This window comes from Halorubrum sp. SP9, from assembly GCF_005435015.1.
Taxonomy (GTDB): domain Archaea; phylum Halobacteriota; class Halobacteria; order Halobacteriales; family Haloferacaceae; genus Halorubrum; species Halorubrum sodomense.
In genome coordinates this window covers 44,351-64,325 of record NZ_SGXU01000012.1, presented here as the reverse complement: position 1 = coordinate 64,325, position 19,975 = coordinate 44,351, and the positions used below count along the sequence as shown (strand labels likewise).

Genomic DNA, 19,975 nt, shown 5'->3' with positions numbered 1-19,975 from the left:
CAAATCTTGCTCCGTACTAACCAAGCCGTTGAGTTCGCATATTTCACTATCGTGGCGGATTTCGCTGTGACAGATCTAGTGAGAGAGCGAGGGAACGCCGCGTCAGCGGCGTTCCCGAGCGATGCTTCTCTGCGATAAGACATACTCACCGATCATCTCGGTCAGATCCGAGGTGGACTCAGCCGTAGTCTGTCGAGAGAACGAATCTACGGAAGATCCGTGTTGAGATCTGCGGTGTTTCTGGAATTGTTTCACTTGAAGCCAACACGTTGGCTAACACCCACAGATTGTACAACGAGACTGCGAACAGAAAGTAGAACAGTCGCACCGAGAACGTCGGCGACGACGTTCTCGGGAGGAAATCGCCGAGCTGGCGATAGGACGTTTCGATCCCCCAGCGGCGGCGGAACGCCGCCGCGTATGCTTTCGCTGTCGATGAGTCTACGTCCAAACTCGTTACGAACCAGACATGCTCATCTTCGCTTGTGCGGTGCGGAACCGCAAAGACTGTGACATCTACCGACGCCGTTGGTTTGCGCTTTCGCTGCATCGTGTACTCGTCAGCAACCGTCTCAGCGCCGGCGCTGAGACGGTCTTTCATTCCACTACTCGGACGCGCACGCACGATGTAATCGACATCCTGCCGTTCTAACTCTGCGACGACGTGGACTTGGTAGAATCCACGATCGAGGTAGACGTGTCGAATGGAGACGTACTGTTTGGCTGTTTCGAGCAAGGAGCGAACGGCGTCGCGCTTGGCGCGAAAACCGTTCGCGTCCATCGGGACCACCGCAAGCGTAAATCGCGTGCGAGGAGCGACGATACACAGTGTTGCGAAACAAAACGCTTTGTTCGTTCCGAGATCTGGATACGTGGTTAGGACGTGATTAGTGTCGGCAGACCCGTAGAAGCGCCACTCGTGGAGATCGATGGCAACATCGACGAACGCAGGAAGTCGCCGCTGAGACCGGAGGACTTCGAACACTCGATTTCGGACGCCATCGAACTGGTCAGTGATTGCCTCTGATGAGAGATTGCGCAAGTGATACAGCAGCGATTTAGCCAGCGAATTTCGCGCCGTAGCGGTGATATCGACGTGCTCGTCACGATCAAGCTGGAGCGTTTTCCCACCAGTATTTGCGAACTCCTGATCAAAAGCGATCCGAGAGAGGATTTCTTGAAAATCCTCTCTCGTGTACTTCCCACACGGTTTCACGCCGAATTCGAGCTCCGGAAACAGCACCGTTGACGCAGCACGGCAAACCTGTTTCGCCTCAGCTGTCTGGACCATCTGTTGACCAACACAGCCCAGCGTGAAGAGCCTCAGCTAGGTTCGGCAACTACTGTGAAGCACGAGGATTCCCGGCTGCATTTGGGATATTGTAATCCGCGCTACGGAACCTCGTCGATATCGGGGTGCTCGCACAGGCGGCGCCGCCGGGGCCGGACGTGTTCGCGATCAGCGAGCGGCTGGACGAAATCGTGAACAGGCAGGTGACAGAAGAGGCGGAAGCGAACCTGGGCGCCCTCATTGTACACATCGACGACGAACTGCAAGCCACCGCTCTATCCGAGAACGCTGCAGAGCGAGGCGCGACGGCGGCCCCTGTTTCCATGCCGTCCGTCGCCGTCGCCGACGGTGCCGGTCGAACCGCCCGGAGCATCTTGGCCGCCGAGTTCGGGGTGGAACCGGAGCAGGTCGTGAGTGTTCTGCGGACTGGGGACCCAGTCGACCGACTCAACACGGCTGTCGAGGCCATCGACTCTTCCGAAGAGGTGTCGAAATCGGAGGAGTACGGCCAGATTGTGTTCGTCCACTCGGCGTACTGCTACCGGCTCACAGAGCAGGTGATGGAACTCGTCTGAGCGGTCGCGCAGGAACGGAAGGAGCCGCCGAACGGGTAGCCATCGGTGGGCTCTCTCCCACAGCGTGCTCAGCCCGACGGCGTCTGCTTCGGCTCGACCTCGTGACATTCGGTCGTCCGCACGGCGTCGTCCTCGGAGGGCACCTCGCGCCACTCTGGGTCGACCTCTTTGCAGTGCTCGGTCGCAATCGGGCAGCGGGGGTGGAACCGGCAGCCGCTGGGGAGGTCGACCGGCTCAGGCACCTCCGAGCCGATGCCCGAACTCTCCAGCGGCTCGCGCGGGTCCGGCGAGGGGATGCTCTCGATGAGCGCCTTCGAGTAGGGGTGTTTCGGGTCGTCGATGAGGCCGTCGGCGGCGCCCATCTCGACGATGCGGCCCAGATACATCACGCCGATGCGGTCGCTGAGGTAGCGGGCGGCGCCGATGTCGTGGGTGATGATGAAAAACGAGATGTCCCGCTCGTTCCGGAGTTCGTCGATGAGGTCGAGCACGCGGGCGCGAACGCTCGCGTCGAGCATGCTCGAAGGCTCGTCGGCCACGATGAACTCCGGGTCGAGCACGAGCGCGCGGGCGAAGAGCACGCGCTGGAGCTGGCCGCCGCTGAGTTCCTCGGGGTAGCGGTCGAGGAAGTCCTCGGCGGGCAGGAGGTTCACGTCCTCCAGCGCACGGTGGATGCGCTCGCGCTGCTCGTCGCTGTCCGTGATGTCGTGAATCTCCATGGGCTGGCGGAGCAGCCCGCGAACCGACCGCTTGGGGTTGAGCGCCTCGAACGGGTCCTGATAGACGATCTGGACGTGCTTGCGCATCTCCTGCATCTCGCTGTCGGACAGCGAGGCGAGGTCGGTTCCCTTGAACTTGATTTGGCCAGCGGTCGGCTCGATGACCCGGAGCAGCGTCTTCCCGAGCGTGGTTTTCCCGCAACCGGACTCGCCGACCACGGAGAAAATTTCGCCCTCGCCGATTGAGAGGTTCACGCCGTCGACGGCTTTGACCCGCTCCTCGTCGGCGAACAGCGACTCGAGCCAGCCCGTGCTCTTGATGTAGTGTTTCTCGAGGTCGCGCACCTCAAGTACCGGTTCGTCGCCGGACTTCGTCGCGTGGGCGGTGAATTGGGAACTCAAAGCTGGGACACCTTCTCGTGGTGGAAGCAGGCGGTTTCGTGGTCGTCGCCCACCGGTTCAAGCGGGGGCGCCTCGGCCCGGCACTGCTCGGTCGCGAGTTCACACCGCTCGGCGAACCGGCAGCCGGTCGGGGGGTTCCGCAAGTCCGGCGGGGTCCCCTCGATGGTCTCGACGCGGTCCGGCGGCCGGCGCGGGTCGATGAGACTCTGGAGGAGCCGTGCCGTGTAGGGATGTTTCGGTTGGTCGTAGAGCGTCTCGGAGGGCGCGGTCTCGACAATCTCCCCGCCGTACATCACGCCGATGCGGTCGGCGAGCTTCATGATGGCCGCGAGATTGTGCGAGATGACGAGCATCCCAAAGTTCAGGTCCTCCTGCAGGCGCTGGAGCATGTTCAGCACCTCGGCCTGTACGATCACGTCGAGCGCCGTCGTCGGCTCGTCGGCGATGAGCAGATCGGGCTCGCAGGCGATGGCCATCGCGATAGCCGCCCGCTGCTTCATCCCCCCGGAGAGTTCGTGGGGGTACTGCTCGGCCACGTCGGGCTGGAGATTCACCTTCTCCAACAGTTCCCGCACCCGGCCCTTGCGCTCGCCCTCGGGGACGATGTCGTGGATGCGTAATGGTTCGGCTATCTGCTTGCCGACGGTCTTGACGGGGTTGAACGCGTTCTGGGCTCCCTGATAGATCATCGAAATTTCGGCCCACTGTAGGTCCTTGATTTCGGATTTGGGTAACTGCCCGATTGCCCGGCCGTTGAACCGTATCTCGCCGTCGCCGATGTCGCCCTGCGGGGGGAGCGCCCGGATAAGACTGAGCCCGAGCGTGGACTTCCCACAGCCGGATTCACCCACAAGCCCGTAGGTCTCCCCGCGGGCGAGTTCGAAATCGACGCCATCGACGGCCCGGACGGGTACGTCGTCCTCACCCTCGCTGTAGTACGTCGAGAGGTTCCGGACTGACAGCAGCGTCTCCGCGGTGTCGGCCGAGCGGGCCTGTGTCTGCTTACTCATGGATATCGTGTGTGTCGTCGGTCTCTGTGAAACGGGACATCAGTCGTCACCCCACGTCCGCCGCTGGAGGCGGGGATTGAGTACCTCGTCGAGCGCGCTGCCGACAAGGATGAAGCTGAACGCCGCGAGCGCGATGCCGAATCCGGGGAGAATCATCCACCACCACGCCCCGCTGCTGAGTGCAGCCTGCTTCTGGGCGAAGTAGAGCATCGTCCCCCACGAGATGCGGGCGGTGTCACCCAGTCCGAGGAAGCCCACCGCGGCCTCCATCAGGATGGTGTAGACCATCTGGAGAATCCCGTTGGCGAACACTACGGGGAGGATGTTGGGAAGCACTTCTTGGCGCATGATGCGGACGTCGGAAGCGCCGAGCGCCTCGGTGGACTCGACGAAGTCGTTCTCCCGGACGCTAAGGGTTTTGGCCTTGATGGTTCGGGCCGGAATCGGCCACGAGAGCAGCGACAGGATGAGAATAATGTTCCAGATGCTGCTGCCGGCGTAGGCCGCGAACACGACCACCAGCACGAACGGCGGGAAGACGAGGCTCATGTCGATGGCCGTCGTGATGTACCGGCCGATACGGCCGCGGTAGTAGCCCGCCGGGACGCCGATGAGCGTCGCCGCCAACGTGGCGACGACGCCGCTGACGACGCCGACGAGCAGCGAGATGCGACCGCCGTAGAGGAACCGCGAGAGCACGTCCCGGCCCAGGTCGTCGGTGCCGAACAGGTGCTCGGCGGAGGGCGGCGCGAGCGCCTTGCCCACGCCGTAGGCCTCGGGGTCGTACGGCGCAATTATCGGCGCCGCGACGCTGACGAAGACGATAGTCCCCAGCAGCAGCGTGCCGGCGAGACCTTTCCGGTTGGTGAGGAAGTCCCGCAGGAAGCCGCGGAAACGGTCGAACCGCCGCGAGGTCCCGTCGGCGCGCTCCTCGGCCGTGCTCATCGGTACACCTCCGTCGTCGTCGTGAGTGCGTGAGTCATTCGCCGCCTCCGATTCGTGGGTCGATGATGGTGTAGAGGATTTCCGCGAGGAACATCGAGCCGAGCACCATGATGGCGAGGAAGAAGAACGTCGCCTGGATGACCGGGTAGTCGCGGGCAAGCACCGACTCGAACATCAGTTGTCCCATGCCAGGGTAGCTGAACACCGTCTCGACCAGCACCGCGCCGCCGGCGAGTCGCCCGATCTGGAACCCCAGTTGGGTCAGCACGGGCGGGAACGCCGGCGGGACCGCGTGGCCGAACAGCACCTGTCGTTCCGAGAGCCCCTTGCTCTCGGCGATTTTGATGTAGTTCTCGGGCAGGATGTCGAGCAGGCTCCCCCGCATCAGGAACGTGTAGCCCGCGAGGAAGTACGCCGACATCGTCACTACCGGCAGGAACGTGTGGTAGGTCAAGTCGAGGAAGTACGCGAAAAACGACGGGTGCGTCGCGCTGCTGGTCGCACCCGAAATCGGGAAGATCGGGATGACGTAGCCGAAGACGAACGCCAGCAGGATGGCGAGCCAGAACGTCGGGATTGAACGGAAAAACAGCGAGGACTGTGTGATGAACAGGTCCTCGCGTTCCCCGAAGTTCCACGCCGCGAACGCGCCGAGCGGGATGCCGACGACGACGCTGATGGTCACGCTCGCGCCCATCAGGTAGAGCGTGCGCGGCAGCCGCTCGACGATGAGGTCCATCACGGGAGTGGGATAGCGAGCGAACGAGACACCGAAATCGCCAGTGAGGGTGTTGGTCAGATAGAGCAGGAACTGCTCCCAGAGGGGCTTGTTCAGCCCGAACTCCCGGAGCAACTCTCGACGAGCCTCCTCGGTGAAGCCGGGGCCGACGAAGCGCGTCGTCGGGTCGCCGGGCATCACCCGCGGGATCGCGAAGTTGACGGCGAGGATGGCGGCGAACGCCGCGAGGTAGTTCCGAACCCGCGTGGCGATGTACGCTTTTTTCGAAGATGTGGTGGCCATTCGTTAGAGAGGGTAAGGTCGGTGAGGCGCTACTTGGGGTCGAGCTGGACCATCGGGCCGGTGCCGGGCTCGAGCCCGTAGGGACTCTGCATCCCGTAGCGGGGGATGGGGTTGAAGTTCTTCCACGCGGACGAGCGCATGCCGTGGAGCAGCTGCGGGTAGTAGAGCACGACCCACGGCAGCTCCTCGGTCAGGATGTCCTGTGCGTCGTAGAGGTAGCCCTGCCGTTTCTGCGGGTCGGTCGCGCGGCGCTGCTGTTGCATCAGCTGGTCGAACTCCGCGTTGTTGTACTGGCTGGTGTTGAGGGTGCCCTTCTCCTCGAACACCGGCGAGAGGAACGGGTCGGGGTCGAACCAGACGCGCCACGTGTTGAGCGTGAGGTCGTAGTCCTGCTCGACGGAGACCTTCTGCGTGTGGGCGTTGGACTCCATGGAGTTGACCTCGACGCTGATTCCGACATCGCCGAGCTGGCGGGAGAGCACCTCCGCGATACGGGGCCAGTTACCCGTGTTCTGAATGGAGATGACGAGTTCGAGCGGCTCGCCGTCGGGGGTGACCCGGCCGTCGCCCTGCTGCTCGTAGCCGGCCTCGTTCAGGATGGTGCGGGCCTGCTCCTGGTTGTGAGCGTAGCTGTTCGTGTCCGGGTTGTGGTAGAACTCCAGTCCTGGGGGCACCGGCGAGTAGCCGGGCGTGGCGTAGCCCGCGTTGACGAGGTTGGCGACGGTTTCGCGGTCAACGGCGTAGGCCATCGCCTTCCGGAGCGCCTTGTCCGAGAGCGGGCTGCGGTTGGTGTTGACGCCGATGTAGGTGACGTACGTCGAGCCGCCTTTGACGACGCTGAGGTTGTCCGCGCTCTCGAACTCCTCGACGTACTGGCCGGGCTGGAGGCGGAGCATGTCCCCGCTGCCCTCCTTCATCGTCAGCACCTGCGAGTCTGTCGAGGAGATGATTTCGATGCTCACGCTGTCGAAGTCAGGCACCTCGCCCCAGTACTCACCGTCAACCGAGAAGTTGAGGAACTGGTCGGGCTCGCGCACCTCAAAGACGAACGGGCCGCTCCCGATGGGGTTCTCGGTGTTCGAGACCTCGGCGGGGTTGTCATACTCCGACCAGATGTGCTTCGGGATAATCATCCCGAGGTCCGCGAGCACCAGCGGTAGCGGCGCGTACGGCTGGGTCAGTGGTGTGGTCACCGTGTACTCGTCTTCGACGGTGATCTCGCTGGGTTCGGCGATGACGCTGGAGAGCGAGCCGAGATACGGCCACTCGTACTCCTTGATGGCCTGGAACGTGAAGGCCACGTCCTCCGCGGTCAGGGGCTCGCCGTCGTGCCAGGTGATGCCCTCCTGAATCGTCCACGTGTAGGAGGCGCCGTCGTCGGAGGTCTCCCAGCTCTTGGCGACGTGACCGATGGCCTGTCCCTCGGCGTCGACGCTGGTCAGCGGCTCGTACATCATCCGGACGGCGTCGTAGTCCGGAATGGTGAGCCAGCCGAGCGGGTTGATGTTGTTGACGCCGCCCGGCCAGATGACCGAGAGCTCGGAGTCTGTGGAGCCACCGCCGCCACCGGCCGCCCCGGTTCCGTCGGTAGTTTCGGTGTCGGTACCTCCCGAATCGCCTGCACAGCCTGCGAGCAGACCGGCCGCGGTGCTCGCACTGGTTGCGCGGAGGAAGCGGCGGCGGTCAAGGCTGATTTTGTCGGTGATGTCGTTGCTCATGGTTTCAGTTGTCGTCGACAGCCGCCACTCCCGCCGGGCCAGATTGCCGTGTGAACGGGAATCGATTGTGACACACTGTCAGTCAGTGGCAGAATACATATCGTATCTGTTAAAGCTGGTTGTGAGTGCTGAATACCTTTGGGTACGGCCCCGCGGTCTGTATGAACCGTTCATACAAGTCGGCCGGTCGGGCGGGTGAGAACAGCACGGTCGTTCGGGGAACAGCCCGCAGCTAGGCGACGGTATCGTATCGGCGAGACCACAAGCTATTTGTCCTGATATCAAAATATCGAGGTAATCCGGCCATCCCTCCGCCGTCTCCACCGTTCGACAACTGTACATGCGCGCGAAACCGCGCCTCCAAGAACTCGAACACGAGAACGGATCGCGGTTCGGGGTGCGAGCAAATGGCGACTGCCGATAATACGCTCACGCTGTTGAAGAAGGAGACCGGAATCGGGTAGTACGGTGCTTTACCCGTGATAGAGGGCCGTCTGAGCGACACGCTACCGAAAGTTACAGAAAATCGTCCATATGGTGGGAACTTCAACAAGAATGGCCGTTTAGCGAGCGTTCTGAAGCAGTCTCCACTTATCGATTCGGTGGAAACCACGCATCACAGACTCGCTAAACCCACTGTAGTCTCAATTTCCCACAACCTCGGAGGATGGAATTGATGCGTGCCTTCTGTTCTCCCGAAGTTACGGTGAATGTGGGGCTTGCTTGCGGTTTTGATTTTCTATCACTCAGAAAACTTTTCTAAGCGACATTCACTGTGAAAGTTTGCTAACCGCCAGACGAAGGACGATTCAGACAATTTTAAACTGGAAATAAGCTGCGCATCAAAACCAAACTCCGAGACTCTGTAATTTCCACAACTTCGGAGGATGGATTTGATGCGTACCTTCTATTCTAATTCAATATAGCTGGAATAATAATGCCCACCAGTCAGTTGGCCTGTTTTTCAAGATTGTGCGACTCCGCTATGAGTACCGTGTTTCGAGCTCCTCAATCTGGGCGATAATCTCCGCGAGTTCGATTCCCTTCTCAGTCAGTGAGTACGTCACTGTCGGTGGCGATGCAGTTTCGTCGACGTCCCGCGCGACGACACCCTCTCGCTGGAGTGCTTTCAGCCGCGTCGACAGCGTACTCGCCGGCAACCCCTCGATCGTGTTCTTGATGTGGTTGAACTGGGCGTCCTCTTGGGCCAGTAACCGGATGATGTGAAACGTCCACTTACAGCCCAGCACTTCCCAGATTCCGCTCCACTCTGTTTCCTCGATTCGCATGAGTTGACCTTGTTCAAAATCTCGGACCTACTGGCTTCAAAATTACTACTTGATTTACAACGCCAACTCTCCTCGATTTAGACAGGCGATTATCAATGAGCAACGAACCGATTCCGGGCTACGACCGCGGCGCCGAAGACCTCCCGGCGCCACCGATCACGATGGACGAGTTCGACCACCTCAAGCAATCAGTGATGTTCACCGACGAGGATGCCGCCCACCTCCAAGCGGCGGGTGACATCCTGGAACCACAGATCGACGAAATCCTGGACCTCTGGTACGGCTTCGTCGGCGATCACGATTTCCTCCTCCAGTACTTCGCCAACGCGGCGGGAACGCCGGACGAGGAATATCTCGACCGCGTGCGGGCTCGTTTCGGGCAGTGGATTCGTGACACCTGCGACGCACCATACGACGAGGAGTGGCTCGCCTACCAGTTCGAGATCGGTCGTCGTCACCACCGGACGGGCAAGAACCAGACCGACGACGCCGACGCAGTCCCGCACATTGACCTCCGGTATATCATCGCCTTCATCTACCCGATTACGGCGACCATCCGGGAGTTCCTCGCGAACGGCGATCATAGCGAAGCGGAGGTCGATGCGATGTACCACGCCTGGTTCAAATCGGTCGTCCTGCAGGTGACGCTCTGGAGCCAGCCGTACGTCCCGGAGGGTGACTGGTGACCGCGGAAATATCCGGGACCGTTGGGTGGATCCATACCGCTCGCGAAGCGAGTGCGTCCTGGGGTGGGTCCCCGACGGAGTAGTGAGGATGCAGATTCACTACCTCCAGCATGTCCCCTTCGAGGGCCCCGGAACGATCCGCGAGTGGGCGACCGACCGGGGTCATGACCTGATGGGGACACACCTCTACGACGGCGAGTCGCTGCCCGACCTCGACACGTTCGACTGGCTGATCGTCATGGGCGGGCCGATGGGCGTCCACGACACCGACGAGTACCCCTGGCTCACGGCAGAGAAAGAGCTCATTCGGGCGGCAGTCGACGCTGACAAGGTCGTCGTCGGGATCTGCCTCGGCGCCCAGCAGGTCGCCGAGGCGCTCGGCGGAGAGGTCTCCGAAGCCAACACTTCGGAAATCGGCTGGTTCCCCGTCGAAGCGACCGCCGACGCAGTCGAATCACCGCTGTTCGCCGACCTGGGCGAGACATACGAGGTGTTCCACTGGCACGGTGACACGTTTGACCTCCCGGAGGGCGCAACCCGCATGGCCCGGACTGACGCGTGTGCGAATCAGGCGTTCGTCTACGGCGACCGGGTCGTCGGCCTCCAGTTCCACCTCGAATCCTCGCCGGCGATCGTCGACGAGATCATCGAACACAGCGGCGACCTGCCCGACGGGCCGTTCGTCCAGAGCGCCGAGACGATGCGGGCAGCGGTCGAAAAGACCGAGACGTTAGAGCAGCGGCTCCGGACGCTGTTCAACAATCTCGAGCGGCAGGTCACGGAGTCCGACACCACGACGGAGGCTGAACCGTGACCGCCTCCGGGAACGAGCGGTTCGACCGTTCGGCATCGGCTCGATTGTATAGCCGGGCGCTCGGATCGTTGGTCGGCGGGGTGAACTCACCGGTCCGGGCCGACCCGCAGCCGCATCCGGCGTTCGTCGACCACGGCGACGGGGCCCACCTCGTCGATGTCGACGGCAATCGGTATCTCGACTACGTGATGGGATACGGGCCGCTGCTACTCGGCCACGATTTGCCGGAGACCGTCCAAGAGGCTATCGCAGCGGCTGTCTCAGACGGTCCGATGTACGGGGCTCCGACCGAGCTGGAGGTCAAACTCGCCGAGTTCGTGATCGATCACGTCGACAGCATCGAGGCGCTCCGGTTCGTCAACTCAGGCACGGAGGCCACCGCTGCAGCAGTCCGACTCGCCCGGGGGTACACTGACCGGGACAAGGTTGTCGTGATGCAGGGCGGCTACCACGGCGGTCACGAGTCGTTCCTCGTCGAGGGCGACGTCAACGAGCGCACGCCCAGCAGCGCGGGCGTCCCCCAATCGTTCGCCAAGGAGACGATCCCGGTCCTGTTCAACGACGAACAAGCCGTCCGCGACGTATTCGAATGTCACGGCGAGGAGATTGCGGCCGTTCTGACCGAGCCGCTACTCGGGAACCGCGGGATCGTCACGCCGGTCGACGGCTATCACGACACCCTCCGCGAGCTGTGCGACGACCACGGAGCCCTGCTGATTTTCGACGAGGTGATCACCGGCTTTCGTGTCGGCGGGTTGGGATGCGCCCAAGGGAAGTACAGTGTCACGCCGGACCTGACGACGTTCGCGAAGATCATCGGTGGAGGCTTCCCAGTGGGGGCGATCGGTGGCCGCGCCGAGGTGATGCAGCGGTTCACGCCGACCAGCGAGGTCTTCGAGTCGGGCACGTTCAACGGCCATCCGGTGACGATGGCCGCCGGGCTAGAGACCCTCAAGTATGCGAAGGCCAACGATGTCTGGGGGCACGTGAACGACCTCGGCGAGCAGCTCCGGACCGGCCTCCAGGACCTCGTTGAGGATTACGCGCCCGAGTACACTGTCGCGGGGACGGACTCGATGTTCAAGTTGCTGTTCACCCGCGAGCGGCCTGACGAACCGAGCGGCCACTGCACGAGCGGCTGTGAACAACGCTCCGACTGCCCCCGGTTCGAGACGTGCCCCAAGACCGGTGCCGATGTCGCCGCGGGCGCGACCGACCGCTGGAAGCGAGTGTTCTGGCCCGCGATGGCCGACCACGGTGTGTTGCTCACGCCGAATCAGTTCGAGAGCCAGTTCCTCAGTAACGCCCACACGGAGACCAATGTCGAGCGGACACTCGACGCCTATCAGGAGGTGCTCACTACATGACCCAGCAGCCAACGACCGACGCCACGCACCGCTATTCGACCGTCGCGGCGCAGGACCCAGCCGCCGCCGAGGCACTGGCTGGCGAGCGCCGTCGCCAGCGGGAGACGCTCACGCTGATCGCCTCGGAGAATCACGTCTCCGAGGCCGTGCTCGAAGCCCAGAGTAGCGAGTTGACCAACAAGTACGCCGAGGGATACCCCGGCGAGCGGTACTACGCCGGCTGCGAACACGCCGACGCGCTGGAGCAACTGGCGATCGACCGGGCCCACGACCTCTGGGGTGCGGACCACGTCAACGTGCAGCCGCACTCGGGCACGCAGGCGAACCAGGCAGTGTACTTGGCGACGTTAGAGCCGGGCGACCGGATTCTCTCGCTCGAACTCAGCCATGGCGGCCACCTCAGCCACGGCCACCCGGCGAATTTCACCGGGCAGCGCTACGAGGTCGAACACTACCACGTCGACGCGGAGACGGGCTACATCGACTACGAGGAGCTGGACGAGAAGGCCGCCCGGTTCGACCCGGATATGGTCGTCTCCGGGTCGTCGGCGTACCCACGGCACATCGAGTACGAACGGATTCAGGCCGCTGCCGACGCAGAAGACGCGCTGCACCTCGCCGCCGTCGCGCACACGACCGGGCTGATCGCTGCAGGCGAACATCCCTCGCCAGTGGGGGTTGCCGACTTCGTCACGGGGTCGACCCAGAAGACGATCCGCGCTGGCCGTGGCGGGATTATCATGTGCCGCGAGGAGTGGGCTGACGATATCGACACGGCGGTGTTCCCCGGAGCCCAGGGCGGGCCACTGATGCACAATATCGCGGGCAAGGCCGTCGGTTTCGGTGAGGCGCTGGAGCCCGCGTTCGAAGCGTACGCTGCCGATATCGTCCGGAACGCGGAGGTGCTGGCTGACCGATTCCGGGACCACGGCCTCTCGCTGGTCTCCGGCGGGACGGACAAACATCTCGTTCTGGTCGATCTTCGTGAGTCACATCCCGACGTGACCGGGGCGGACGCACAGGACGCCCTCGAGCAGGCAGGGATCATACTGAACAAGAACACTGTGCCGGGTGAGACGCGCTCGCCGTTCGTCGCGAGCGGGATTCGCGTCGGGACGCCCGCCCTCACGACCCGTGGGTTCGACCCGGAGGCCATCAAGGCCGTCGCTGACGCGATCGTTTGGGTGCTTGACTCGCCCGAAGACGATGCCACGCTCGGGACAGTTGCCGAGGAGGTCCGGAGGCTCTGCGAGCAGTTCCCAGTGTACGACAGCCCCACAACAGGTCAGGAACCGGAATGACCGGGTTCGTATTCAACGAGAAGCCGATCGATATCGCCGCCGGTGACGGTGTCTTCCTCTACGACAGCGACGGGACCGAATATCTCGATTTCGGCGCCGCATACGCCTGTACACCGGTCGGCCACTGCCACCCGCGGGTTGTCAAGGCCGTCACCGACCAGACCCGCGACCTACTGTTCGTCCAGGCGTCGTATCCGCAGACAGCCCGGACTACCGCATACGAGATGCTCGCGGATGTCGGGACTGGTGACCTCGACAACGTATGGCTGTGTAACTCCGGGACCGAGGCCAACGAGGCGGCGATCAAGTTCGCCCGCAGTGCAACCGGCCGTGAGAAGATCGTCGCCACGCGCAACGCCTTCCACGGCCGGACGCTCGGAGCGCTGGCCGCGACGTGGAAGCCAAAGTACCGCGAACCGTTCGAACCACTCGCCGGTGGAGTCGAGTTCGTCGACTATGGCGATGCAGCTGCGATGGCCGGTGCGATCGACGACGACACCGCTGCGGTAATCGTCGAGCCGATCCAGGGAGAGGGCGGTATCAATCCGGGCGGTCGGGAGTTTTTCCAAACCATCCGTGTTCACACCGCTCAGCACGGCGCCGCGATGATCGCCGACGAAATCCAGACCGGGCTTGGGCGAACCGGGTCGATGTGGGCGTCCGAGCGCTACGAGGTTGTTCCCGATATCCTGACGACGGCGAAGGGGCTCGCGAGCGGACTTCCGATGGGGGCGACGCTCTGTCGGGATTGGATCGCGGACGGCGCCGGAAATCACGGATCGACGTTCAGCGGCGGACCTGTCGTGAGCGCCGCCGCCGCTGCGACGCTCCGAACAATTGTCGACGACGACCTCCCAACACACGCCGCGGATCTCGGGGGCTACTTCCTCGAAGAACTCCGGCAAACCCTCGGTGAGGCGGTGCGAGCAATCCGCGGCGAGGGCCTCATGATCGGCGTTGAGGTGAAGCGTGGCGCAAACCGAGTGCTTCGCGACCTCGCGCTTGACCACGGGATCCTCGCACTTCCCGCTGGCCGGACCGTCGTACGGATGCTCCCACCGCTCGTGATCGAGCAGCAGCACGTCGACCGCGCCGTAACGGCACTGAACGAGGTGCTGAACTAAGATGGACGAACTCCTCCCAGATACCGAACGACGACTCCCATCCGATAGCTCGAACCACACATGACCGACGCGAAACTGCGCTCGATTCAGGTCGGCACCCCGAAAACATACGGGACACACGGCGCCGAAGAGCCGATGGATAGACCGTGGGAGACGGCCTTCTACAAGCAACCGGTTGAGGGCGAGGTGTTCCTCGGTGAGACGAACCTCGACGGCGACCAGCAGGCCGACCTGCGACATCACGGTGGGCCGGAGAAGGCCGTCTGCGTCTATCCGGTCGAACACTACTCCTACTGGGATCAGGAGTTAGGGCTGACACTCGGTCCAGCGGCGTTTGGTGAGAACTTCACCATTGAGGGTCTCACCGAACGTGAGGCGTGTATTGGCGATATCTTCGAGGTGGGTGAGGCGACTGTCCAGATAACCCAACCCCGGTCACCGTGCTGGAAGTTGGCCCGGCGATGGCGTGTTCCAGACCTCGCCGTCCAATTCGAACAGACAGGATACACGGGTTGGTATTTCAGAGTGATCGAAACTGGCCTTGTGGCGTCCGGACAGCAAATGAAACTGGTAGAGCGACCACACCCAGACTGGTCAGTTGCTCGGGCAACAAAGGTCCGATACCGAATGCCTCAGGACCGGAAGCTGGCCAGGGAATTGGCCAATCTCGAATCACTTGGGGAAAGCTGGACAGGGAAGCTCGCGGACCGAGCAGAAACAGGAACCCAGCCAGATTCTACCCCCCGAGTGTACGGACCGAATCTACCAGACGACAATGTCGATGAGGCATAGACTAACAGAAAATCCACACCAGTACATAAATAAAACATCATGCAACGGAACTATCTCCAAGCTAAAATTCATCGAGCTACGATTAGAGGTACAAACATCGACTACGAAGGCAGTATCACAATAGGAGCTGACCTCTTAGAGGCTGCTGACATCTGCCCCCACCAAAGAGTACAGGTCGTTAACTGTACGAATGGAGAACGTTTAGAAACGTATGTGATTCCTGGTGAGCCGACAGTGGTTCGTTTAAACGGTGCAGCAGGGCGATTGGCTGAACAGGGAGACACAGTCATAATCCTATCATACGGGCTATGCGAACATGACGATCAACCTGAGCCAACAATAGTCCGTGTGAACGAAAATGATGAGATCACCGACGTAGACACGGAGCATAGCTACGAACGGGAGAGCTACCGATCATGAGTGACACGACCTCCCCACATCTCACTCGTATCGCAGTTCATCCGATCAAGTCACTGGAACCGGTCACGTTGCAAACCGCAGAAATCGCCGAAAACGGCGGCTTGCGACACGACCGCGAATACGCAATGTTTGATGACGATGAGAAGTACGTCAACGGAAAACGAACTGCTGACGTACACCGTATTAGGACATCGTTCGATGACGGTCTTGAGCACGTGACACTCCGCATAGAAGAGGAGTCAGAAGAATCCGCATGTCGATTCAGTTTGTCCAACGACTGGAGCGAACTCGCTGACTGGCTCACTGAATATTTCGGCTATCCCGTTCATCTGAAACGGGACTCGAAAGGTGGGTTCCCGGACGATACAGTTCTCTCGGGGCCTACAGTGATCAGTACGGCCACCCTCCGCGAGGTCGCTTCTTGGTTCGACGGGTTGGACGAACACCAAATGCGTCTCCGTCTCCGAGCGAATCTCGAAATCGACGGGGTGCCTCCGTTCTGGGAAGACCGATTATATTCCGATCATGACCATGAAGTCGTGTTCCGAATCGGCGATGTGACGTTTCGCGGCGCAAATCCGTGCCAGCGTTGTATCGTCCCAGTCCGTGACCCCCATACCGGCGAAGAGTATCCAGAGTTTCAGCGGATCTTCATCGAGAATCGTAAACGGACACTTCCAGAGTGGGCGGACCGCGCACGATTTGATCACTACTTCTGTTTGATGGTCAACACAAAGGTTCCTGAATCCGAGTGGAAGTCTGGTGTAGCGGTGGGTGATGAGCTAGAGGTACTGGGGGAAGTTCCTATGGAAGGGCCAATTAATAAAACAGGGAGTGACCAGCTCGGTTAGCCAATAATTCTTCCCAGTCACTTTTTGAAACCTAATTGAGAGAATATTGAGGAAGGGACTGTTCATTACCGCGTTAGAATCAAAATCAGATGGAAAATTGCCAAGACCCGCTCTCAGACCGTTCTTGCCGGATGACTCACGCCTACAAAACTGGAATCGAACTCAGGGAAGCACTACGAGATGGAGTGTGTCTCCGGGCAGCTGTGAGCGAGGTCACCATCTACATGGAGCATCTCGAGGACGGCTATCCGAGCTGGCACCCCGCACCAGATTCGTTCCAGGGGGTACTCCGGCTGTTCATCTATCGGGAAATCACGGGCGACAGTTACCGGACCCTCGAAGCGTACCAGGAACTCGCTGACCCGTTAGGGCTAGACCACGTTCCCGACGAGGCCGTCCTCTCTCGCGCTTGGCGGAACCGATTCGATGACGGGGTTCGAGAGTACGTGACCGTCGCCGCTCACTACGTGGTCAAAGAGATCCACGACTACGGTCCCTCAGTATCCGCCGTGCGCCCAAAAGAGGAAGTCACTGATTCGAAGCCTGAGTCGACCGACGACGATGAGCAGGACAACTCCGGGGGCGCTAATTTTTCCGATGAGCAGATCCACCGGACGACACGCCTCGCACGAAATCACGGCTTCGACGGATTCGATTCTGGCCGAGCGCAGAACGCCTCCTACGAAGATACGCAGTTCTTCGAGCTCCAGACGTTCATGGGGATGGTCGGCTGTGGTACCGCGCAGGGTGCTGCACGGTTTCAGTTCAGACAGGGCAAGGAGTACGGTCCGCATGGAGACACGCATCTGCGGGCAGTCAAACAATTCGAGCCCAAAGCGCTGATCGAGGGCTTCGATAAGGCGAGTGACCGGTTGCTCTCGGCTATCGCCTCGGAGGCATCGTTTCGGCGTCCGGTCACTGCAGCAATCGACATCACGACGATCCCGTACTACGGCGACCTAGAGGGAATGTCGATGGTCAGTGGGATGAGGGGGGAAGAAGAGCGGGCGTTCAAATTTGCGACACTCTCAATCGTCGGCGAGAACATTCCGCTGGTGCTCGCCGTGGAGCCGGTTCGGGAGAGCTCACCGTGGGATAGGAATCCGCCGAATCAGGTTCACCGTATTGTCCGGCGACTCGTGACACGAGCGAAACAACACGTCCCTGTAGAGACCGTGCTGTGTGATCGGGAGTTCGATTCCAAGAACGTCTACCAGACGCTCTCGAATCTCGGGGTGAACTATCTCATCCCAAAGCGGGTTACCAGCACTGAGCGGGAGGCCATCGAGACGATGGATGCCGATGGACAAAACGTGGCGGTCGAATCGGCGTCTGTTCACGTCGAATCAGGAAGTCACTCGATGCAGTTCCTGTACGTGCCGTCGACGAGTGGTGAGGGGACGGCCGTCTTCGCGACGAATCTCCGGGTCGGTCCGGAGGAAGCCGAGTCGTTCTGTCAGCGCTACAGCCGTCGTTGGCAGATCGAAAACGAGTACAAGAGCATCAAGAACGACTTTCTCGCGAAGACCTCCTCGAAGGATTATCGTGTGCGGCTGTTCTACTTCGTGTTTGCGGTCTTGCTCTACAACATCTGGCGGCTCACGGACTTTCTGCTGAAAGCTGGCGTTGATGGCGAGATGGACTATGCGCCCGTGTTAACCGCGGGTGAATGTGTCGAAGTCGTCGTTTCGGCGCTGATCCCACCCGACTGACCGGTCGCTTCCCTCCCGGGTTCGCCACCTGAGAGTGGTAACGCTGTTCAGCAGCGCCAGAATCCGCGAAATTTTGGACGCTCTCTTGGCAGATTGGAGCGGGATTGTTCAAAATAGGTGCTCGATTGGTGAATAGAACACGAATAGACGGCGGCCAAGCCCAAAACTGGCCTATCCTCCGAAACTGTGGAACTTCCAACCTGTTCAGATTTCGTATAGCAAAATACACTTTACGAACCAGAGTAGACCGTCTAAACGTACGAAAACAGCCCCTAGAAGGCTATTTGAGGCTATATTGGATGCTGTGCTCCCTACTTTGGATTAGTCAAGTAGTCACAAGTAGATTTTTGTGGGTCCCCGCTGTCGGTGAAGCTGAATCGATGGCACCGCCAGCTGACGGCCCGCAACCCGGGGAAACAAGCGGCAATACACCACTCGACGAGCCACTGCCTGATTTTCTCGACGCCAAGGCGAAGACGATCGAAGAGGCGGACTCCGACGGCAACACGACGCAGCGATCGGGCAACTACGTTCAGGCGCTCGAACGCGTCGTCCCGGACTGGGTCGAGTGGATGGACAGTCGCGGGGTGACCACCCTCGAAGAACTCGACAGCCGCAATCTCGCACGCTATGCTGGCCATCTCGCCCGACGCGTGAACGCTCGGCGGGCGAATGGTGACACCGAGGGGATCACAGCCGCTACGGCGTGGAACTACTACTCGCTCGTCTCCGCGTACCTCCATTATTGCCAGCAGTGGGAGTACATCGCGGAGAATCCAGCAGATACTGACCGAGCGAAAGACGAAATGCCTGACCGACCCACGACGGATTCCGGGCAACAACAGTTCTGGTCGCAACAGCAGCGTGAGACAATCGTCTCACACGTCGACGAGCGAGCGCACGAGGCCATTGATGCCGACCCCCAGAGCCAAGAGGCACTCACCGCTGCCCGTGACCGGGCTCTCGTCTACGTCATCGGGTTTTCAGGCGTGCGTGGTGCTGAGGTCTTGGCAGCCAATCTCGATGACCGGCGGACGGGGATCACTTGGGCAGACGTCGACACCGACCAGGAGGTCCTGACAGTACTCGGCAAAAGCCAGAAAATCGAGAAGGCACCGCTGACGGACCGTCCCGTCGGGGCTCTCACACGCTGGCAGACGCTCTTAGACCCGCCCGATGATACCTGGCCCGTGTTTCCCTCGTTCCATCTCGCCTCACTGCGAGACGCCGCACGGAGTCCGCTTCGGGACCGTGGAGTCGATCATGAGACGATCGATGAGATCACCAGTCTCGGCACAGCTGGGCTCGTCGAGGCCTTCCGGGAACGGGAACTTACCCCACCGGCGCTAACCACTGAGGGCGGCCGATACACGCTCAAGAAGCTCTCTCAAGCAGCTGCTGTGGATTGTTCAGACGATTCGAAGGGCTATCTCACCCTCCATGGCGCTCGCCGAGGTGTTGGGGAAGCGTACTACGACGAAGCGGGATTCAGTGACGCGCAACGCGTGCTTCGACACGAGGATCCGTCGACGACGTCGAAGATGTACGCGCACAAGGAGGCGAGTGAGCTGTCCGACGTGGGTAGCGATATTTTCTCATCAGAGGAGTAGCCGCTGTCAGCTCGCTGTCTGGGGTCTTCTGAGCGCTCGAATAAACCGTTTACTGCGATATTCTATCGATAGTTATCACCGTCACACACAACCTCGGAGGATGGAATTGATGCGTGCCTTCTGTTCTCCCGAAGTTACGGTGAATGTGGGGCTTGCTTGCGGTTTTGATTTTCTATCACTCAGAAAACTTTTCTAAGCGACATTCACTGTGAAAGTTTGCTAACCGCCAGACGAAGGACGATTCAGACAATTTTAAACTGGAAATAAGCTGCGCATCAAAACCAAACTCCGAGACTCTGCACCGTGCGTACCCCGGTTTTACCTGGAT

Annotated in this window: 18 protein-coding genes; 11 read left to right on the top strand and 7 right to left on the bottom strand. The window is 60.9% G+C overall.

Annotation, left to right across the window (positions count from 1 at the left end):
* Positions 1-178 precede the first annotated feature (178 nt).
* Positions 179-1,291, bottom strand: coding sequence for a transposase (locus EXE45_RS09025; protein WP_137694108.1), 1,113 nt, complete (start codon positions 1,289-1,291; stop codon positions 179-181).
* A gap of 125 nt (positions 1,292-1,416) precedes the next feature.
* Here EXE45_RS09025 and EXE45_RS09020 point away from each other — a divergent pair, with 125 nt between their 5' ends.
* Positions 1,417-1,866, top strand: a complete 450-nt coding sequence (locus EXE45_RS09020; protein WP_241989450.1) for a hypothetical protein — start codon at positions 1,417-1,419, stop codon at positions 1,864-1,866.
* Between the two features lie 68 nt (positions 1,867-1,934).
* On the opposite strand, the gene EXE45_RS09015 is transcribed toward EXE45_RS09020, so the two are convergent.
* The 6 genes from EXE45_RS09015 to EXE45_RS08990 form a co-directional block, all read right to left on the bottom strand.
* Entirely contained in the window at positions 1,935-2,987 is a 1,053-nt protein-coding gene (locus EXE45_RS09015) for an ABC transporter ATP-binding protein (RefSeq protein WP_137694107.1), read from the bottom strand.
* The gene (locus EXE45_RS09010) at positions 2,984-3,997 is read right to left on the bottom strand and encodes an ABC transporter ATP-binding protein (protein WP_137694106.1); all 1,014 of its coding nucleotides are present in this window, start codon (positions 3,995-3,997) and stop codon (positions 2,984-2,986) included. The genes EXE45_RS09015 and EXE45_RS09010 overlap by 4 nt, the downstream gene beginning before the upstream one ends.
* Positions 3,998-4,036: 39 nt before the next feature.
* Entirely contained in the window at positions 4,037-4,942 is a 906-nt protein-coding gene (locus EXE45_RS09005; RefSeq protein ID WP_137694105.1) for an ABC transporter permease, read from the bottom strand.
* A 34-nt stretch (positions 4,943-4,976) separates the two neighbouring features.
* Positions 4,977-5,963, bottom strand: a complete 987-nt coding sequence (locus EXE45_RS09000) for an ABC transporter permease (protein WP_137694104.1) — start codon at positions 5,961-5,963, stop codon at positions 4,977-4,979.
* Between the two features lie 29 nt (positions 5,964-5,992).
* Positions 5,993-7,681: an ABC transporter substrate-binding protein gene (locus tag EXE45_RS08995; protein ID WP_137694103.1), complete on the bottom strand. Its 1,689-nt coding sequence runs from the start codon at positions 7,679-7,681 to the stop codon at positions 5,993-5,995.
* A 983-nt stretch (positions 7,682-8,664) separates the two neighbouring features.
* Entirely contained in the window at positions 8,665-8,970 is a 306-nt protein-coding gene (locus EXE45_RS08990) for a helix-turn-helix domain-containing protein (RefSeq protein ID WP_137694102.1), read from the bottom strand.
* Positions 8,971-9,065: 95 nt separating this feature from the next.
* Here EXE45_RS08990 and EXE45_RS08985 point away from each other — a divergent pair, with 95 nt between their 5' ends.
* The 10 genes from EXE45_RS08985 (at position 9,066) to EXE45_RS08940 (ending at position 19,647) form a co-directional block, all read left to right on the top strand.
* Positions 9,066-9,656 carry a protoglobin domain-containing protein gene (locus tag EXE45_RS08985; protein WP_137694101.1) on the top strand — a complete coding sequence of 197 codons (591 nt, stop codon included), beginning with the start codon at positions 9,066-9,068 and terminating at the stop codon, positions 9,654-9,656.
* A gap of 88 nt (positions 9,657-9,744) precedes the next feature.
* Positions 9,745-10,470 carry a type 1 glutamine amidotransferase gene (locus EXE45_RS08980; protein WP_137694100.1) on the top strand — a complete coding sequence of 242 codons (726 nt, stop codon included), beginning with the start codon at positions 9,745-9,747 and terminating at the stop codon, positions 10,468-10,470.
* On the top strand, positions 10,467-11,837 hold the full coding sequence (locus EXE45_RS08975; RefSeq protein WP_274595475.1) for a glutamate-1-semialdehyde 2,1-aminomutase: 1,371 nt from the start codon (positions 10,467-10,469) through the stop codon (positions 11,835-11,837). The genes EXE45_RS08980 and EXE45_RS08975 overlap by 4 nt, the downstream gene beginning before the upstream one ends.
* On the top strand, positions 11,834-13,138 hold the full coding sequence (glyA, locus tag EXE45_RS08970; protein WP_137694099.1) for a serine hydroxymethyltransferase: 1,305 nt from the start codon (positions 11,834-11,836) through the stop codon (positions 13,136-13,138). The genes EXE45_RS08975 and glyA overlap by 4 nt, the downstream gene beginning before the upstream one ends.
* On the top strand, positions 13,135-14,262 hold the full coding sequence (locus EXE45_RS08965; RefSeq protein WP_137694098.1) for an aspartate aminotransferase family protein: 1,128 nt from the start codon (positions 13,135-13,137) through the stop codon (positions 14,260-14,262). Before glyA ends, EXE45_RS08965 begins: the two co-directional genes overlap by 4 nt.
* A gap of 60 nt (positions 14,263-14,322) precedes the next feature.
* Positions 14,323-15,054, top strand: coding sequence for an MOSC domain-containing protein (locus tag EXE45_RS08960; RefSeq protein WP_137694097.1), 732 nt, complete (start codon positions 14,323-14,325; stop codon positions 15,052-15,054).
* Between the two features lie 39 nt (positions 15,055-15,093).
* Entirely contained in the window at positions 15,094-15,474 is a 381-nt protein-coding gene (gene panD / locus EXE45_RS08955; protein WP_137694096.1) for an aspartate 1-decarboxylase, read from the top strand.
* The gene (locus EXE45_RS08950) at positions 15,471-16,325 is read left to right on the top strand and encodes an MOSC domain-containing protein (RefSeq protein WP_137694095.1); all 855 of its coding nucleotides are present in this window, start codon (positions 15,471-15,473) and stop codon (positions 16,323-16,325) included. The genes panD and EXE45_RS08950 overlap by 4 nt, the downstream gene beginning before the upstream one ends.
* An 89-nt stretch (positions 16,326-16,414) precedes the next feature.
* Positions 16,415-18,037, top strand: coding sequence for a transposase (locus EXE45_RS08945; protein ID WP_137694094.1), 1,623 nt, complete (start codon positions 16,415-16,417; stop codon positions 18,035-18,037).
* 380 nt (positions 18,038-18,417) lie between these two features.
* A complete protein-coding gene (locus EXE45_RS08940) occupies positions 18,418-19,647 on the top strand; it encodes a site-specific integrase (RefSeq protein WP_158294255.1) in 1,230 nt (409 codons plus the stop codon).
* The last annotated feature ends 328 nt before the right edge of the window (positions 19,648-19,975 follow it).

Coding starts and splice junctions, on each gene's coding strand:
- EXE45_RS09025 (WP_137694108.1), bottom strand. CDS start 1,291: ATGGTCCAGACAGCTGAGGCGAAACAGGTTTGCCGTGCTGCGTCAACG.
- EXE45_RS09010 (WP_137694106.1), bottom strand. CDS start 3,997: ATGAGTAAGCAGACACAGGCCCGCTCGGCCGACACCGCGGAGACGCTG.
- EXE45_RS09005 (WP_137694105.1), bottom strand. CDS start 4,942: ATGAGCACGGCCGAGGAGCGCGCCGACGGGACCTCGCGGCGGTTCGAC.
- EXE45_RS09000 (WP_137694104.1), bottom strand. CDS start 5,963: ATGGCCACCACATCTTCGAAAAAAGCGTACATCGCCACGCGGGTTCGG.
- EXE45_RS08995 (WP_137694103.1), bottom strand. CDS start 7,681: ATGAGCAACGACATCACCGACAAAATCAGCCTTGACCGCCGCCGCTTC.
- EXE45_RS08990 (WP_137694102.1), bottom strand. CDS start 8,970: ATGCGAATCGAGGAAACAGAGTGGAGCGGAATCTGGGAAGTGCTGGGC.
- EXE45_RS08985 (WP_137694101.1), top strand. CDS start 9,066: ATGAGCAACGAACCGATTCCGGGCTACGACCGCGGCGCCGAAGACCTC.
- EXE45_RS08980 (WP_137694100.1), top strand. CDS start 9,745: ATGCAGATTCACTACCTCCAGCATGTCCCCTTCGAGGGCCCCGGAACG.
- glyA (WP_137694099.1), top strand. CDS start 11,834: ATGACCCAGCAGCCAACGACCGACGCCACGCACCGCTATTCGACCGTC.
- EXE45_RS08965 (WP_137694098.1), top strand. CDS start 13,135: ATGACCGGGTTCGTATTCAACGAGAAGCCGATCGATATCGCCGCCGGT.
- EXE45_RS08960 (WP_137694097.1), top strand. CDS start 14,323: ATGACCGACGCGAAACTGCGCTCGATTCAGGTCGGCACCCCGAAAACA.
- panD (WP_137694096.1), top strand. CDS start 15,094: ATGCAACGGAACTATCTCCAAGCTAAAATTCATCGAGCTACGATTAGA.
- EXE45_RS08950 (WP_137694095.1), top strand. CDS start 15,471: ATGAGTGACACGACCTCCCCACATCTCACTCGTATCGCAGTTCATCCG.
- EXE45_RS08945 (WP_137694094.1), top strand. CDS start 16,415: ATGGAAAATTGCCAAGACCCGCTCTCAGACCGTTCTTGCCGGATGACT.
- EXE45_RS08940 (WP_158294255.1), top strand. CDS start 18,418: ATGGCACCGCCAGCTGACGGCCCGCAACCCGGGGAAACAAGCGGCAAT.